This window comes from Chryseobacterium sp. CH21 (genome assembly GCF_004119445.1).
GTDB lineage: Bacteria > Bacteroidota > Bacteroidia > Flavobacteriales > Weeksellaceae > Chryseobacterium.
The window spans coordinates 1-15670 of sequence record NZ_QICI01000084.1; the positions used below are offsets into that span (position 1 = coordinate 1).

At 37.1% G+C, this 15670-nt stretch carries 17 protein-coding genes and 1 pseudogene; 6 read left to right on the top strand and 12 right to left on the bottom strand.

The window, feature by feature from the left end; genetic code table 11:
• Positions 1 to 187 (top strand): annotated as a pseudogene (locus BOQ62_RS22595) (IS4/IS5 family transposase); the annotation flags it as partial.
• An 80-nt stretch (positions 188 to 267) separates the two neighbouring features.
• Here the strand turns inward: BOQ62_RS22595 and BOQ62_RS17595 are convergent.
• From BOQ62_RS17595 to BOQ62_RS17615, 5 genes are read right to left on the bottom strand one after another with little or no spacing between them, the layout of a single operon-like run.
• Positions 268 to 1794 (bottom strand): peroxidase, FMP-type, encoded by a 1527-nt coding sequence (locus BOQ62_RS17595; protein WP_129041546.1) that lies wholly within the window; start codon positions 1792 to 1794, stop codon positions 268 to 270.
• An 18-nt stretch (positions 1795 to 1812) separates the two neighbouring features.
• A complete protein-coding gene (locus tag BOQ62_RS17600; RefSeq protein WP_129041548.1) occupies positions 1813 to 3270 on the bottom strand; it encodes a ferritin-like domain-containing protein in 1458 nt (485 codons plus the stop codon).
• Positions 3271 to 3274: 4 nt separating this feature from the next.
• Positions 3275 to 4279 (bottom strand): GMC oxidoreductase, encoded by a 1005-nt coding sequence (locus BOQ62_RS17605; RefSeq protein ID WP_129041550.1) that lies wholly within the window; start codon positions 4277 to 4279, stop codon positions 3275 to 3277.
• Positions 4280 to 4311: 32 nt separating this feature from the next.
• Positions 4312 to 5349 carry a GMC family oxidoreductase gene (locus BOQ62_RS17610; RefSeq protein WP_129041552.1) on the bottom strand — a complete coding sequence of 346 codons (1038 nt, stop codon included), beginning with the start codon at positions 5347 to 5349 and terminating at the stop codon, positions 4312 to 4314.
• Positions 5346 to 5792: a hypothetical protein gene (locus tag BOQ62_RS17615; RefSeq protein ID WP_129041553.1), complete on the bottom strand. Its 447-nt coding sequence runs from the start codon at positions 5790 to 5792 to the stop codon at positions 5346 to 5348. The genes BOQ62_RS17610 and BOQ62_RS17615 overlap by 4 nt, the downstream gene beginning before the upstream one ends.
• A 473-nt stretch (positions 5793 to 6265) precedes the next feature.
• Between BOQ62_RS17615 and BOQ62_RS17620 the strand changes: the two genes are divergently transcribed.
• Complete coding sequence (locus BOQ62_RS17620) at positions 6266 to 7585, top strand: M20 family metallopeptidase (RefSeq protein WP_129041555.1); 1320 nt, start codon at positions 6266 to 6268, stop codon at positions 7583 to 7585.
• Here BOQ62_RS17620 and BOQ62_RS17625 read toward each other — a convergent pair.
• Together BOQ62_RS17625 and BOQ62_RS17630 are read right to left on the bottom strand one after the other, a co-directional pair.
• Entirely contained in the window at positions 7582 to 7998 is a 417-nt protein-coding gene (locus BOQ62_RS17625) for a RidA family protein (protein ID WP_129041557.1), read from the bottom strand. The genes BOQ62_RS17620 and BOQ62_RS17625 overlap by 4 nt on opposite strands.
• Positions 7999 to 8141: 143 nt before the next feature.
• Entirely contained in the window at positions 8142 to 8744 is a 603-nt protein-coding gene (locus tag BOQ62_RS17630; RefSeq protein WP_129041559.1) for an FMN-dependent NADH-azoreductase, read from the bottom strand.
• Between the two features lie 116 nt (positions 8745 to 8860).
• Here BOQ62_RS17630 and BOQ62_RS17635 point away from each other — a divergent pair, with 116 nt between their 5' ends.
• Together BOQ62_RS17635 and BOQ62_RS17640 are read left to right on the top strand one after the other, a co-directional pair.
• The gene (locus tag BOQ62_RS17635; protein WP_129041561.1) at positions 8861 to 9217 is read left to right on the top strand and encodes a winged helix-turn-helix transcriptional regulator; all 357 of its coding nucleotides are present in this window, start codon (positions 8861 to 8863) and stop codon (positions 9215 to 9217) included.
• A gap of 114 nt (positions 9218 to 9331) precedes the next feature.
• Positions 9332 to 9928: a Crp/Fnr family transcriptional regulator gene (locus BOQ62_RS17640; RefSeq protein ID WP_164976785.1), complete on the top strand. Its 597-nt coding sequence runs from the start codon at positions 9332 to 9334 to the stop codon at positions 9926 to 9928.
• Positions 9929 to 10095: 167 nt separating this feature from the next.
• Here the strand turns inward: BOQ62_RS17640 and BOQ62_RS17645 are convergent, their stop codons facing one another.
• The 5 genes from BOQ62_RS17645 to BOQ62_RS17665 all read right to left on the bottom strand — a co-directional run bounded on the left by BOQ62_RS17645 (position 10096) and on the right by BOQ62_RS17665 (position 14562).
• Positions 10096 to 10938 carry a universal stress protein gene (locus tag BOQ62_RS17645; RefSeq protein ID WP_129041564.1) on the bottom strand — a complete coding sequence of 281 codons (843 nt, stop codon included), beginning with the start codon at positions 10936 to 10938 and terminating at the stop codon, positions 10096 to 10098.
• A complete protein-coding gene (locus BOQ62_RS17650) occupies positions 10935 to 11411 on the bottom strand; it encodes a MarR family winged helix-turn-helix transcriptional regulator (protein WP_129041566.1) in 477 nt (158 codons plus the stop codon). The genes BOQ62_RS17645 and BOQ62_RS17650 overlap by 4 nt, the downstream gene beginning before the upstream one ends.
• Positions 11412 to 11666: 255 nt before the next feature.
• Positions 11667 to 12872, bottom strand: coding sequence for an MFS transporter (locus BOQ62_RS17655; RefSeq protein ID WP_129041568.1), 1206 nt, complete (start codon positions 12870 to 12872; stop codon positions 11667 to 11669).
• Between the two features lie 81 nt (positions 12873 to 12953).
• A complete protein-coding gene (locus BOQ62_RS17660) occupies positions 12954 to 13874 on the bottom strand; it encodes a helix-turn-helix domain-containing protein (RefSeq protein ID WP_129041570.1) in 921 nt (306 codons plus the stop codon).
• Between the two features lie 55 nt (positions 13875 to 13929).
• The gene (locus tag BOQ62_RS17665) at positions 13930 to 14562 is read right to left on the bottom strand and encodes a hypothetical protein (protein ID WP_129041572.1); all 633 of its coding nucleotides are present in this window, start codon (positions 14560 to 14562) and stop codon (positions 13930 to 13932) included.
• A gap of 120 nt (positions 14563 to 14682) precedes the next feature.
• On the opposite strand from BOQ62_RS17665, the gene BOQ62_RS17670 reads away from it, so the two are divergent.
• Together BOQ62_RS17670 and BOQ62_RS17675 are read left to right on the top strand one after the other, a co-directional pair.
• Positions 14683 to 14877, top strand: coding sequence for a GntR family transcriptional regulator (locus BOQ62_RS17670; protein WP_129041574.1), 195 nt, complete (start codon positions 14683 to 14685; stop codon positions 14875 to 14877).
• A gap of 6 nt (positions 14878 to 14883) precedes the next feature.
• Entirely contained in the window at positions 14884 to 15579 is a 696-nt protein-coding gene (locus tag BOQ62_RS17675; protein WP_129041576.1) for an aminotransferase class I/II-fold pyridoxal phosphate-dependent enzyme, read from the top strand.
• Positions 15580 to 15670: the final 91 nt, after the last annotated feature.

Below are 15670 nucleotides of genomic sequence, written 5' to 3' on the forward strand. Positions count from 1 at the left end.
AAACGGAATTGAAGTAATGCTCTACATGACAATGATTGCTTCTATGCTGCTCTTGATTTACAAAAAAGTAAACAATTTAGGATATAAAACAGCTAAAAGACGCATCGCTATGGAACTTCGGGATATGATTACCGCAATTTTAATAATATTTGCGGGGGGTGATCCTGCAAAAGTCTTCAAAACTTAAAACATAAAAAATGGTCGGAAATTTCTTCCGACCATGACTAGCAATAATCTGCCCCTTTTTTGTGTCCTGTTGATGCGTTTCTACCCTTTGTGATAAGGGCATCCTGAAGCAGCATCAGAGCTTCCGCCAGTATTATAAAACTGTTCTTCGATTACTTTTCTCTGATCCTCAGGAATATCCTGTATCTTACGAAGAGTGTTGACCTGAATATGAGGCCAGCTTGTGGTACCTCCGTCATTTCCGAAATCAAATTCAAAGAATACAATTTGCTCATATTGAAGCTGAAGAATCTCTTTTCCGTCTTCAATAACTGTTTCAATCCACATATCCATATCTACTTCTACCGTGGGAACAAAACGGTTTACAAAAGGAACATTTAAAACTCCTCCCTGCGCACCGGTTTTCATCTTGGAAGACATTCTTACATGAACGTAATTGCTGACTTCCTGACCTCTTAAGGTATCTCTAAGCCTAAGATCCGGGCGAACAGAATAAGGATATAGATCGTCTGCCAGTATTCTTTGGGTGTAAATTTTGTTAGAACCCGGATCATTCTCATCCGTTAAGGTTTCATGAACCCAATCCGGTGCCGGCTGATCAAGATCAATAATGTCTTCAGGCGTTACTCCTGCATTCCCCATTGTACGGGAAATGGAAAGGTGATTGGTATCCCATGCATCTTTACCATAAGGAAATTGAGGAGAGCCTTCAATTAAATAGAACGTTGTCTTATTTTTACTTTGAGGAATAATATCTCCCAATAAGGTAATGGTGCTTCCGTGAGGAATAACACCACTTCGCGAGATAGAGTAGTCAGGGATGAAATAAGGGCCATCAAGTCCTGCCCCCGGTTTTATTTCCTGAGCCGGAATAATCTCGTAATAAGGCTGTCCCGGCTGTAGCTGGCTTTGAAGGATATATTGAGGATTTTTTTCTCCGTCTGGTGTAATTCTTAACAAAGGTTCATCTCTGTATTCTCCTGTATAGCCATATTTAGCATCTTCTGTTGAAACAGCATGGATACCGCGGTCTCTTTCAATAGACTCTTTATTTGCAGCATGGTTGTAAACATCACTTAGCCAAAGATACATCCCGTTTTCTTCATGAATAGGAGTGTACTTTAAACCTTCCTGACCTTGTACAGTATTAACGCTTTTAATGCTCTGCTCGTATTTCACAGCCCCACAGAAAAGTTCACTTGCGCCGCCACGGTTACGAACTCCGCCTGGAACGATAGAAAAGGTTAATTTTTCAATATATTCCTCACTGTCAAAAGCAAATTTTCCAGGGATTGTTCCGGGATTGGTTCCTGGCGAAGGCATAATGGTAGTATGCACCCCGCTTGCTAATGAAGGTTTGGTAATATCTTTATTGTAATTAACATTATAGCTTACCCATGTACCATCCAAAGCAGCAAGAATTCCATAATCTACATTATTTTCAATGGCCTGAAGATTATCTTCTCTGAATGGTCTTACCGGATCATCAATAAGCAGTTTTGAATAGCCATCCATAAGCTCAGCCAGATTAGTTTCCTGTTTGCCGGGCATTTTACGGAATAACTGCTCATCTCCTGCCTGGGTACTTTCTTTTTTTCTTTTTAACATGATATATCGTTTTTATGGTTATAAATTGATGTATTCAAAAGTTGGACCCGCATTAGTTTGAGCATCCAACGGCTGCTTCATCAGATTGACAGCCTGTTCTTTCAGTGCATACATATACATGATGGATTTTTCAAGCTCACTCTGGTTACCTTCTACAGCACTTTGTATAGCATCTAATAAACGTCTGTACGTTTTATTAAACTCAACAGCCTGTGCATGTAATTCTTCGTTTTTTACATAGTCTTCCATTTTTGGATTGGGTTTCATCGGATAGGCTTCTTTCCAGTCAACAGGTAAATCTTTTCCTGTAGGTGGAGTGGTCACAGGCATCATCCCGTCTTCATCCATGAAGGGTTCATAATTTCCTCCCAGGTAGAAATGTTCATGAAAAACTTCTTTAAATCTGAAATAATGAGCCAGTTCCACACCTTCTTCAAACTGGGACGGATCAACATCGAAAATAGAATCATCAGCTCCTTCTCCCTGCCCTTTGATCTCCTGGAAAACCGCAATTACTCCTGCTAAAGCCTCTACAGAATGTAATTTCCCGCCACTTCCGTAATATTGCTCAGGGCGGATCTGTTTGGCTGGATTTCCTGTGAAAATTCCTCCGGTATTTAATTCTTCAAAATTCTTCGGAAGGCTTCCGTGCTTTTTGTAATAAGCAATGATTTGGAAAATAACAATATAGAAGAATAAAACATCATAATATTCGCCGATGGTATGTACATTTTCCATAATGAAGCCTTTCATATTCTCAAGAGTCCAGAAGTTGTTTTCCTGTACTGCGGTTCTTTGAGAATATAATGCTGAAGTATCTGTTTCATGGTCATATTTCGGAGCTTTTACCAAAGGCTTGCTTGGACTTTCAATAGCAATAAATGTGGCAATACTGTTGCTTGAAAATGTTTCCAGACCTACATAGAAATCAACGTTCATAGGTAATTTCATCGGATAAGTAGGGTAGTTCTCCTTTTGATTGACAGAAGGCTGGATATCAATTGCATTCAGAACATTGCACACCATGATCAGATGAAGCATTTCTTCCACAGCAACACTTCTGATAATTTGTGAAGCTAAAGCGTTTGTTCCATCCTTAATAGAATACAAAGCCGTAAGATAAGGCGGAATAGTAGAATGTTCGATAAGAATAGCCGTCTGCAAAAGATCCTGCAAAACAGGTTTATAATCAATTTCGTTTAATCCTTTTTTGGATTCAGAAGTTTCGGAACCGAACTGAGATTGCAGATAAGCATTGAAATCATCAATCTGATCATTAAGCAAGAGATTAGTTAAGATTTTGTTGTGATGTTTTAACCCTTCTGTCCAGTCTTCTTTGCTAAGCGTTGAATCAAACAGTAAAGAAGGTAATGAAACGGCTTCTGCAACAACGGCACTTCTACCTGCCATTCCAGCTCCTTTTCCTGTTAATAATGTTTCCTGTGAGGTTGTTTTATTGATAAGTTTTTGTCTCATGTTGTTATTTTTTTAGTTGAATTTCAAGATCAGCAAGGATAGATTCCACCGAACGGATCGTAAATGCTGATAAGGTTAAAGTAGGATTTGATGTTCCCAGGGTCGTCATATTTCCTGCTCCCACGATGTATAAATTGGGGTGATCCCAGGCTTTACAATAGCTGTTGGTAACAGAATCTTCTGCCGTAGAACCCATTCTGTGAGTTCCCACAATGTGTCCGGCTCCGTTGTAAGAATATCTTACGCCATTGTAGATCACAGAATTCTTGTCTGCTGCTGTATATTTCGTAAAATCTTCGATATTTAACCTTTTAAACATCTGATCAGAAGCATGTTTTGCCTGTTCCATGGCTTTCATCTCGTATTCCGTCAGTTCATAATGAATAACAGGTCGCGGAATTCCAAGAACATCCAGATACTGATCGTTGATTGTAACTCTGTTGTTGGGATTTGGCAGCTGTTCAATTTCAAAATGGAATAATACCTGTTTGGAAAGTCTGTTGGTAAGTTTTTTTCTCAACTCAGCTCCAAAGAGCCCATCTCCAATGAATTCTGCTACGTCAGATCCCGGAGAAAATGCAGGCCAACCCCAACCCCAGTTGTCAAGAGGAGAGATCCAGGCTGAAAATTTACTTCTGAAATTTCCATCACGGAAAGACGAAATATTGGTTGTAGAGCCAGGTCCCCTGTATGGGTAAACCGGCTCAGGGAAAAGCCCCCATGTAAGCATAACCATGTGATCCATTAAGTTTCTTCCTACCTGATCACTGCTGTTAGCGGCCGTTTTTACAACATTGTTAACGGTATATTTAGAATTCAGTAAAATTTTAGGATTTTCAAAAGCATTCGCTGCAAGAATCACAATAGCATCGGAAGTATCAATGGATTCTTCAACGAAATCAGTTTTCTCCCTTGAAGTATATCTTCTTAAGTGGACTTTGGAGATTTTATCTTTATCATTCTGATCAACACTCAATCTGTAAACCACACTCTGAGCCTGAATCTGCATGAATGGATTTCGGCTGAGATTATCATTGTCGTTTATTTTATATAAAGCTTTTTCAATGTTTTTAAAGCATTGTATTTAGCCTGAACAGGACAGATCGGAACACAGGAAGCATTTCCTTCGCAACGTTCTCCCATATAAGGATTCCATACAGAGCCGAGAGCTTTATATTCTTCTTTTTCAGAACTGTCTAGAACCAGTTTATATCCGGAATCTTTTGGCTCAGCTTTGATAATCTTCGTTTTTCCGTATTTCGGGTTCGGAATAGAATTCCTTCCCTGTGGCGAAGGCACCATCATCAATGGGATTTCTCCGGAACTTAGCTTTACACTGGTACCTTTAAGTCCTTCAACGATTTTATGATCCATATAACTCTGAGGAATTTCTTCCATCGGGAATACATAGTTTCCGTAATATTCTTCCATGCTTTCATCAATTGGATATTCCTGCCTGGAAACATCTCCTGAAACCCCGATTTCAAATTCTGCCATTTCATAGTAAGGTTTCAGCTCATCATAATTTATTGGCCAGTTAACCGGGGAAGGCTCTTCAGAATTGGGCTTAGGGATTGTTATGCCATATTTTTCTGTAAGTTTGAAATCGTTAGGAAGCATTCTTGGGGTAGTTCCCAGCCAGTGAAGCGTAGTTCCGCCACCTACTCTGATAGCATCACTTGCAAAAGGCATTGGTCCAAACTGAACCAGATATCCTTTTTTATCCGGAAACGGCTGTACGATGTGCTCCATATCCAGAACATTCGGTGATGGGGCTTGCTTCAGGTTCGGATAAGGAGAATTGGGAACCTTGGCTTCTTCCCTATAAAAAGTACGGATATACTCATTATAATTGGTCATTGAGGACACGGAATCCAGTTCCAGACCGGCTTCTAATCCTGCCTCATACATGAGGATGGATATTTCACGGATATGATCAGATTTTCCGGCATCCGCACGGTGGATCATTTTTCCTTTTGTAGTGTCAAATACGTGATCCGACAGCAGTTTCGCAATCAGTGATCCTGCGATCCCCGTACCTATGATGATCACATCTTTTTTAGGGCTGTTCTGATTCATGAGTGGCTGTTTACAGGTTTACTATTCCAAGATTTGTAGCCAGGCTGTTTGGCTCCCGGCGGGTGAGAGTACATCAGATTCCAGACAAGTCCTTCTTTGTAGGAAAGATCATTGATGTAAGCTCCTTCCCAGGTTCCCAGATACCACATGGTGATCACTTTTCCTGAAATATCAGTCATTCCCGGATTTTTAATAATTTCAGATTGAATGGCTTTTTCCAATTCCTCTCCAGGGGGATATTTTTCGAGAATATTTTTTGAAACGGTCAAAAATTCTACGAAAGTTGCTGCATCCAAACTTTTGAGGATATAAGTGTAATAGGTTTCTGCCAGCCCGGTAGACTGTAATTCATTGACTGTGAATCCGGTGATCGCTTCCGAGATAGACATAAACACGTCGAAATAATAATCGTCGACGTTGAGGATTTTGTTAATAATGTTCATTTCGTTAAAAATTTGGGTTAGATATCTTCAATTCCTTTCAACAGGAGAGTATCAAGCCGATAGATCTACAGCTGCCAGATTTTTCAGATACCACCTCTTTTTCAGAAATGAATGTCCAGGCTTCAAGCTATCCATAGTCGTCAGTTTTTGTTTATCCGAAATTAATCAGATCCCTGCAGATAAGATTCAGTATTTCTACGTAATTTGTAGTAACGGATATTTGAATTTTTGTTAACAAATCCTTTATTCAAAGGTGTTTAAGAGGCTTTTGTTTTCACCTAGTTTAGAATTAATTTAAATAGCGTGGTATTGATGATAAAATTCTATTTTGAAACCGGAAAGATTCAATTATTTTAAAAATAATAATAAATTGATGATCAGGATGTAACGAAAGTGAAACAGCGAATGTCTAATCTCTGTAAATGAATTTTTGATTCAATAATTACCAATTATAAAACCAATTATCACTGACCATGAAACCACTTACACTCACTTTATTATGCTTGGCTTCAGGCCTTTTACCTGCGCAAGGATTGAACAGTAAAAAAAAATCAGCAGCCTATTCATCCCAAAATACCAAGGAACAGCTTGTACATCAATCTGTTCAACAGGAAACAGACAGAATATTCAATAAATTAGTGAATGTAAGAAGACAGTTTCATGAAAATCCGGAATTAGCAGGTCATGAAAAACAAACACAGGAAACAATTAAGCAATATTTGCTGGATTTAGGATTGGAAGTTCAAACAGATAACTATGGACAGAGTGTTGTAGGAATTCTGAAAGGTGATAAAAAAGGTAAAAAAATAGCTTGGAGATCCGATATGGATGCATTACCCAATGATTATCCTGATCCTGAAACTTTCAAATCAAAAATAAAGGGAATTCAACATGGTTGCGGTCACGATTTACACATGGCTGTTGGGCTGGGAATTGCCGAGGTGCTGTCCAAAAATAAAAAATCATTAAAAGGAACCGTATATTTTATATTCCAGCCTGAAGAGGAGACTTTTAAAGGGGCAAAAGAAATGATTAACAATGGATTACTTTCCAAAATTCATCCTGACGAAATCTATGGATTACATGTAACTGCTACACCTGTCGGGCAGATCATGGTGAAGCCTAATGAAATGTTTGCTTATCAGAAGAAAATAAGAATTCAGCTGAAAAACGGCTTGTCTGAAGAACAACTCAATGGGTTAACCAAGAAAATAAGTAATGCTTTATTCAGAACGTCTAACGGAAGTAAGCCATGGGAATTACAATCCATTGTTGATCCTAAAATCGGTTTGACCAATCCTGATACTATTTTCAAAGATTATCTTTTCACAGACGGGAAGTTCAGTATTTATTCTAAAAATAATCAATCTTTTCTTGAAGCTTATCTGTATGAAACGAATGCCTCTCATTTAGATCAAATAATTCCTGCAGTTCAAAAGATTATTGTAGACAATGGGTATCAAAATCAGCTTGTTTCTGTATCATTTGTTCAGGAAAATCCAACGGTTATCAATAATGAAAAATTGACGCGTTCGGCTATAGAAATCCTTCAGAATCTGTATGGAAAAGATGCTGTTGCTGCGGATTATGGCCAGGTTCCGTTTTTCAATGATGATTTTGCCTATTTTCAGCAAAAAATTCCGGGCGTTTACTTCTTTCTTGGTGGTTCCAATTTTGAAAAAGGAGTGATCGCCATGAATCATTCTCCCAATTTTCAGGTGGATGAAGAAAGTATCAGAACCGGAGTGAAAAGCTTTTCATCATTAATCATTGAACGTCTTAACAAAAACTAATTTTTCACTGCAATGGCATCAATCTCAAACAGCATACCGGGCAAAGCAAGTTGACTCACGGGTATAAGCGTACTGGTAGGCAGAAATGAGTTTTTCCATACTTTTTTCGCTTCTTCAGCCCATATTTCAAGCTTTTCCTGATTATGGTCTACAATGAGAAGGGTGATTTTGACAATATTTTCAAATGTCATGGAATGGCTCTGTAAAACAATTTCCATATTTTTCAAAGCATCCTGAACCTGAGTTTTAAAGTCATCAGCCAATACATGATTTTCTCCTACACCGCCGCTCTGCCCGGAGATAAAGCATATTCTGGAAGGATTTTTCACAGAGATACTGTGCGAAAAACCATAAGGGCTGGGATTAAATAATGCCGTTGGATTGATCAGCTGGGGTTGTTGGGTATTTTCCATAATTTTAATTTTGATTATGTAAAAATGAGAGATAAAAACAATATAAGTCTTTACATATGTTGAGGAAATTGTGCTTTTAATTGTTTAAGATTTTTAATACTGATACAAAAAATGCTGCTCCTGAGGAACAGCATTTTATTTTTTTATTCTACAACTATACTTTCAATCCCTTTTTGCAGGGCTGTTTCCTGAATGACCGGAACAGAAAGTCCTTCTGCACGGACAACAGAAATATCCGTCATTCCCATGAATCCTAAAGTTTGTTTTAAGTAAGGCACTACAAAATCATAAGCCTGTCTTTCTCCTTCAGAATACACACCGCCACTTGAGAAAGCGAGATATACTTTCTTATTTTTTACCAGACCTTCGGGACCGTTTTCACTGTAGCTGAATGTTTTACCAGCTCTTGCAATATGATCCAGCCATGATTTCAAAGTAGAAGTGATGCTGAAATTGTACAGCGGAGCTTCAATAACAATGATATCTGCTTCATGCAGTTCATCAATTACTGTATCCGAAAGCTTTACAATTTCCAATTGTTCAGAAGTGCGGTGCTCTGCCGGAGTGAAAAATGCATTAATATGCGCTTCTTCTAAATGAGGAAAAAGTGGATTAGTCAAATCACGTTTTTTAAAGACACTGTCCGGATATTTGGCTGTAATTTTTTCTACAACAGCATTTCCCAGTTTTTTACTGATGGATGACTCGCTTCTTGGGCTTGAGATAATATGAAGTACTTGTTTCATTTTTATTTTTTTTAAAATTTATGTTTCAAAATTATCTATATTTACTAATAAAAAGATAGTAGTTACCAAAAGGTTAGTAATAACATTTAGGTTAGTAATGAACGAAAACAGGAACAATGGAAGAAGAAAAAATAGTGTATTCAAGGCCACAATGCAGTACACATCTGGCTGCTACTGAAGATGCTTTATATGTTTTGGGAGGCAGATGGACCATCAGGGTGATGATTGCCATTTTAGGCGGACATACACGCTTCAACGAATTACAGCGAACCATCAAAGGGATTTCAGCAAGAGTATTATCCAGCGAATTGAAGAAACTGGAAGTCAATCATCTGGTAGAAAGAACTGTTATTATCGATCAGAAGCCTGTACTGGTAGAATATGTTCCAACAGAATACAGTGAATCCCTGAAAGACGTAATTGCTGCTCTTGCGGATTGGGGTTCAAAGCATAAAAAGAAAATTACAGCATAAAAACATATAAGAAGAGTAGTATAAATATCAAAGGAACCGCTTTTTATGTGGTATTTGATAAGTTGCAATATTGTTCTTACTTTAAGTATTTTTACTCAATTTAATAATTGCAAGATGATCATAAGTGAAGACTTATTATTCTCCCATGGAGCTACACTGGAAAATTATGAGGCAGGAAGTTCTGTTTTTCAGGAGGGTGCTATGGCAAAATATTATTTTCAGATCAGAAGCGGTACTGTGAAACTGAATACTTTTTTGGAAGACGGAAAAGAATTTGTTCATGGGCTGCCTTTTGACGGTCACTGCCTAGGAGAAAGTTATTTATTTACAGATCATCATTATGCGATCAATGCTATTGCGGTTACCAACTGTGAAATTATTAAGATTCCAAAAGTTAAATTTTTGCAGATCCTTCTGGAAAAACCTGAATTAATGCTGGATATCAATAGATATATGGCAGACAGAATGCATTTCCGGTATATGATTTCAAGTTTCCTGGCTATTTCAGATCCTATCGTAAAGCTCATGAAGCTTTTTGATCATATTAAAAAATATTTCGGATTTGAAGATGCTTATTCTTTTCTGATTCCCTATACCAGACAGCAGATAGCTACTCTAACCGGTCTCCGTGTAGAGACGGTGATCAGATATGTCAAGAAAATGGAAGAACAGAAACTGGTTAAAATTGAAAGTACTAAAATTTATTACTAGTTTTCAGGAATTCACTTTAATTTTTTGAAACATTAAGATTTTAAGAATATTAAGATGAGCTTCGCTTTAAGCTTAAAAATCAGAATGATTCATCTTAATTATACTTTACTTCTTAAATCTATTCTTAATGGTTCAATTTTTTGAAATGTTTTTGATATAAACCGTTTCTATTTTAAAATTAAAACGGGCTGGTGGGTGTTCTGGTAGATCCCCTCAGAAATACTTCTGCTTGCCAGATAATAAAGAAAGCTGTGCTTACCTGGTAGTGCAATGATAAGATCTGCTTCATTGGAGGAAGCAAAATTCAGGATCCCTTTAATCACATTCTCCTCATAAGAGTAATGAATACTGCTCGGAATTTCCGTTAAATGTTCACGGATATAATCTTCCAGTTCTCTTTTTTTAACTTCATCCTCTTTTTCACGCTTATTGATATTCAAAAACATCAGACGTACATCCTGCTTATGAATAACAGACTTGTGATGAAACAGTCTTTCCAGTCTTTTGATCCCATTGATATCACAAGGAATAAAAATATTTTTAATAGGAGTGTAGTGATAACTGTTGGGAACAATTAGGGTTTTTACAGGACTTGTTCTCGCAATACTGATAATGTTGTCAGAAACAAAACTCTTGGTAGAAGAAGTCTGGTCATCACTTCCCAGAATAATCAGTTCTACAGACGGCTGATTTTTTAGAAGCTCATTGATGCTTCTGGTGAGTGCCCAGTCGCTTAATACCTTAGAAACCTTTATTTCAGGTGATTTTTCTGTTATGATACTTATTAATTGATCAAATAATACTTCCGTTCTCTGCAACAGATTATTGACACTTTCTTCATTCACAAATGAATGTCCTTCTGCAATATGCAGATAATCAAATTCAGACTCGCCTGCGGTTTTTAGTAAGATAATGTTTTGATATTCATAGGTTTTTGCCCAATCTGCGGCAATTCTTACTGCATTTTCCGTAGCTGATGTAAAATCAATGGGTACAAGGATTGTTCTCATATTGTATTATTTTTTGATCCCGGTTCTTCCAGGTTGGCTGTCATTTTTTTTACCAATAGCAATGCTTTGCGGATTTCTTTCGCATCAATATCGCCAGCAGCTTTTTCATAAAGATCTAATGCCCACGGATAAACGGTTTCTACAATCTGCTTACCTTTCAGAGTCAAAAAGATCTGCTTATTTCTTCTGTCATTTTTATCAGCTATCCGTTCCACCAAATTTCTTTTTACAAGACTGTTGATGAGATACGTAATGCTTGACTTGTCTTTGCTTACCTTATTTCCTATTTCCTGCTGGTTGATACCATTATTTCTTGAAAGTAATCCCAGAATTTCAATCAGTTCAAAAGAAAGATTCGGATCATATTCATTAATGCTGTTCTGGATTTTCTGTCGAAGACGGCTTTTCATCTCACTCATAGCCAGACCAAGTTCCAGAGCCAGTTCTGATATGTTATTCTTTTTTGCAGGCATACTTTTATGATAATAATGGAGTAGGATAAGAAACTTATTTTAAAGAATCTTGTCATATACCTTATCCTATCAAATATACGGAAAATTAGTTTTAATTAAAACTAATTAATAGTAAAATATTCTCTGGAAATGAAATAGAAAATTAAGGGTATAGGAATCAACTTTGTAGGATGATGGCGGAATTAAAGAATAATAATTTAAGAAAGTTGATAATAGCATTCGGAATCCTGTAAAACAGAAATAAAAAAGCAGAGATTAATTCTCTGCTTTTTCTTTTTTAACGGCTTGGTGCATAATAAGAATAATGCCCAAAAGGAAACAGGCGATGATCAGATAGCGCCAGGACAGCCCTTTTTGATCAGTTACTGTTCCACTCACAGAAATGATAAAACTCGTTACCGAAGTGATCACATACACCAATCCACCCATTAGTCCGCCAGCTGTTCCTGCATTTTTAGGAAAGTAAAGCATACTTGTCGTAAAAAAGGATGTAAATAAAACTCCGGAACAGATGTGAATGAAAAAGGCAAAAGGAATCATAATGAAAAGGCTTTCTGCAAAATAGCTGGTGGTGATCAGTCCTGCAATTAAAATAAGTTGTAGTAAGATAGGCTGCAAGATTCTGGGTTTAAAATCAAGAGTCAGTCTGCGTTTTCCGATAAATCCTCCGATCATCCATGAGAAACCTAAGATCAATGTACAGTATCCAATGACTACCGGCGTAAAATGGAAAGTGTTTTCAATAATAAAAGGGCCGGTAATATTAAACAGCATCACAATAGAGTAGCTCAGTCCTAAAATGAATATTCCCAGCATAAAAATCCTGTTTTTCAGCATCATTTTATAAAGGCTGATGTTCTCAGACAGATCCAGTTTCTTTTTCTGGGGAAGACTCTCCCCACTGAAGAACCATTCAAATAAGAATATAAATCCGGCATACGCCGCCAGAAAATAAAAATTGGCATGCCAGTTAAACATTTTCTCAAGATAGCCACCCAGGAAAGGTGCCAGAATAGGGCCACACGACCATACAATGGTAAAGTAACTCAAATAATGCTTTACCTTCTCTGCATCATAAATATCTACAAAAATAGCACGAGTCGCCACAACAAGTACCGAGACCGCAGCTCCCTGAAGAATACGAAGCAGGCAGATCAGTAAAATGCTGTTGGTCATCGTAATCAAAAAACTGGTTAGGATCAATAAGAACAATGCGATTAACTTGGGGCGATAACGACCGATACTATCCAAAATTCCTCCTACAAATAACTGGGAAATTCCATAGCTTAACAGATATGAAGTCAGGGTAATCTGAATATCTTTTTCTGAAACCATCATTTCTTTGGCCATAGAAGGGAACGATGGTAAATAAATATCCGTGACAAACCCCGAAAGCGGGATCGACACGAAAGCCATAATGGTAATTAATCTGATTCTTTTCTCAGATGCTTCTCTCAACATATTCATTCATTTTTTACGATGCAAAAATAAGTCAAGAAATATAAAATTGGATTTTAAAAGACAAAGTAAAAATTACAAAAATCAAATATTAAGATAAATTCTTGAATTTGAGGGGTGAAGTTTGAGCGTGTTTTTAAAAAAGTTATTAAAATGAGCCGGCTGATCAAACCCTAAAGTATACCCAATCTGGGCAATATCCCAATTGGTATACTTCAGCAGATTTTTAGACTCTTCGAACATTTTTTCTTTGATGATCTGTGTTGTAGTAAGATTGGTCACCGATTTTACAGAAGAATTCAAATGATTGACATGTACATTCAAATGCTCTGCAAAGTCGGAAGGAGTCTTTAATGCCAACGGATAAGCAGGGGAGTCCAGAGGAAACTGCTTGTTTAGTAATTCATCGAAAAGTTTGTACAGCCTTACATTCGCAGGAAGCTCATTAGGATTAATATCTTCTACACGATTTTCCAGTGCCAGATGCATCACAGAAGCAAGATTACTTTTGATGCTGCTGCATCGGAAAGGATACGTTGAATTATTCATCCTGTAGATCTGATCAAAATACAACATAGCCAGCTGAGTCTGCTCTTCATCCAGAAAAACAATCGGTTTGCTCCATTCTTTAAACATGGAAGTTTTTTTAAACAGGTTAAATTCTGAATTTCCATTAAAAAACTCCTGATTGAACAGGCAGAAATATCCCTCCTGTACATCACTTTCACACTCCCAGGAATACGGAATACTGGGAGAAGGAAAGAATAAAGCCGGACCATCAATAAACAGTTGGTGTGATCCATAATGAATGGTTCCTTTTCCGATGATAAAACTGACTTTATAATAATCACGGCGGTTGTAAGGACTCTTGAAGCTGCAATACCTCCGCATGGAAATGTTGAAATGAGATTTTCCGGTCTCAAAATCCTCAGAATCAAACATTTTGATCTGATCCTTGCGAATGCGTTTGTAATAATCTTCTATAGTTTCCAGCTGATCACTCATAGGTAAAAATTATAAAAATCAAAGATAATGAAACTGTTGTACTTTTAAAATAAAATTAAGTGAGATAATAGAAATAAGAATCATAGCTTCCCTCAATATCATCAACGTTAAAAGAAGAAAATAAGCACAAGCATCTGCGCAAATCTGCGAAATCTGCGGTTAAGAAATTTAAACTACCCTTATTAATTTCCAATTCTAAAATATGAGAAGGTAATTGAAAAGCTCCAGCATTTGAACTCAATACAGGCATAAATCCAACCTCTTTTAGAAATTGAGAAAGCGGATCATGATCCAGCATATTGATCCATATTATATCTGTGAAACTCACTGCTGATCTGCATTTTTTCCAAAGAGACTGTCTTGTTTCAGGAGAATCAAATTCGGAAAGAATCACAAAACTGATTTCTGTTGCCCTTTTTCCTTCAGGTATTCCCGGATGCAGAGAGCCGCTTTTGATAATGCTGTATCCAATAGGTTTCTGATCGGCATAGGTCATTATAAGCTGGTTGGAAAGATCGTTCAGCTCATTGATCATCTTTCTCGGATCTATTTCTTTTTTAATGTATCTTTGAATGTCTTCTTCACTTACAAAGTCTTTGTGCAGCATATAAATGGAAGAATCAATAATAGCTATAAGATCAGAAATTCCCTCTTCAGAACCTACTGTAAATTTTGAAATGATATCCATGGGATCTTTTTTTATTCAAAATTATAAGATTAATTTATTCAAAAGGGATACAGTTATTGAAAATATGATCGGTACAGATGGATGTTTTTGTAAATTTGTTCAGTACAGTTGATCAACATCATGAAGCCTTTTAAATACGAAGTTTTTACCACAATAATTGAACAACAGATCCGAAATGGAATTTTACAGGGAAAAGATAAGCTTCCGTCTATCCGGGAAATCAAAGAAAAATACAAGCTGAGTACAAGTTCCGTACAAAGCGGATTCGAATATCTTATGATTAAAGGATTGGTTACAAGCACTCCACGATCCTGATACTTTGTGGCTGTTATTCATGAAGAGAATATTCCGGAGGTAAGAACAAAACTTCCGGTAATAATTCGGGATGAAGTGTTTATGAAAAATATGATGCTTACCTCCAAAAGAACTTCGGAATCCAGTTCTTTCAATACAGCGGTGCCGGGAGATCTTCTGATTCCACAGAAACTTATTCTCAGGACAATGCAGGAGGTTATTCGTGAAAAAGGTGCATCATTACTAAGATATTACCCTTCAAATGGCCTGGAAGTATTAAGAAAGCACATTGCAAAACAAATGGGTATGCATGGCTGTACAATGAATCCAGACGAGATCATAATTACAGATGGTGCATTACAGGCACTTACGATCGCTTTAAAATCGGTTACAAAAGCCGGAGATGTAGTTGCTGTTGACAGTCCGTGTGTGTTTTCTGTCTTAGAAGTGATGACACATCTTGAACTTAAAGTAATAGAAATTCCAGTGCATTACAGAAGTGGTTTTGATATAGAATATTTCAGGACTGCCTGCAAAGAAAATAATATCCAAGCGCTTGTTGTTACCCCGAATTTTCACAATCCTACAGGAATTATAATGAAGGATGAGGTGAAAAAAGAAATTTTAAACATTGCGGAAACCCATCAGTTGTGTATCATTGAGAATGATATGTATTCTGATCTTTACTTCGAAGAACAAAGACCACGCAGTATAAAAAGTTGATCAAAAAGGAAATGTAATGACTTATTCATCATTTCAAAAACGCTGGCACCCGGAATCCGTTTAGGCTGGCTGCATGCAGGGAAATTTTATA

Excerpts from the sequence above, each read along its gene's own strand:
- BOQ62_RS17595 (WP_129041546.1), bottom strand. The coding sequence starts at position 1,794 with ATGTTAAAAAGAAAAAAAGAAAGTACCCAGGCAGGAGATGAGCAGTTA.
- BOQ62_RS17600 (WP_129041548.1), bottom strand. The coding sequence starts at position 3,270 with ATGAGACAAAAACTTATCAATAAAACAACCTCACAGGAAACATTATTA.
- BOQ62_RS17605 (WP_129041550.1), bottom strand. The coding sequence starts at position 4,279 with ATGCAGATTCAGGCTCAGAGTGTGGTTTACAGATTGAGTGTTGATCAG.
- BOQ62_RS17610 (WP_129041552.1), bottom strand. The coding sequence starts at position 5,349 with ATGAATCAGAACAGCCCTAAAAAAGATGTGATCATCATAGGTACGGGG.
- BOQ62_RS17615 (WP_129041553.1), bottom strand. The coding sequence starts at position 5,792 with ATGAACATTATTAACAAAATCCTCAACGTCGACGATTATTATTTCGAC.
- BOQ62_RS17620 (WP_129041555.1), top strand. The coding sequence starts at position 6,266 with ATGAAACCACTTACACTCACTTTATTATGCTTGGCTTCAGGCCTTTTA.
- BOQ62_RS17625 (WP_129041557.1), bottom strand. The coding sequence starts at position 7,998 with ATGGAAAATACCCAACAACCCCAGCTGATCAATCCAACGGCATTATTT.
- BOQ62_RS17630 (WP_129041559.1), bottom strand. The coding sequence starts at position 8,744 with ATGAAACAAGTACTTCATATTATCTCAAGCCCAAGAAGCGAGTCATCC.
- BOQ62_RS17635 (WP_129041561.1), top strand. The coding sequence starts at position 8,861 with ATGGAAGAAGAAAAAATAGTGTATTCAAGGCCACAATGCAGTACACAT.
- BOQ62_RS17640 (WP_164976785.1), top strand. The coding sequence starts at position 9,332 with ATGATCATAAGTGAAGACTTATTATTCTCCCATGGAGCTACACTGGAA.
- BOQ62_RS17645 (WP_129041564.1), bottom strand. The coding sequence starts at position 10,938 with ATGAGAACAATCCTTGTACCCATTGATTTTACATCAGCTACGGAAAAT.
- BOQ62_RS17650 (WP_129041566.1), bottom strand. The coding sequence starts at position 11,411 with ATGCCTGCAAAAAAGAATAACATATCAGAACTGGCTCTGGAACTTGGT.
- BOQ62_RS17655 (WP_129041568.1), bottom strand. The coding sequence starts at position 12,872 with ATGTTGAGAGAAGCATCTGAGAAAAGAATCAGATTAATTACCATTATG.
- BOQ62_RS17660 (WP_129041570.1), bottom strand. The coding sequence starts at position 13,874 with ATGAGTGATCAGCTGGAAACTATAGAAGATTATTACAAACGCATTCGC.
- BOQ62_RS17665 (WP_129041572.1), bottom strand. The coding sequence starts at position 14,562 with ATGGATATCATTTCAAAATTTACAGTAGGTTCTGAAGAGGGAATTTCT.
- BOQ62_RS17670 (WP_129041574.1), top strand. The coding sequence starts at position 14,683 with ATGAAGCCTTTTAAATACGAAGTTTTTACCACAATAATTGAACAACAG.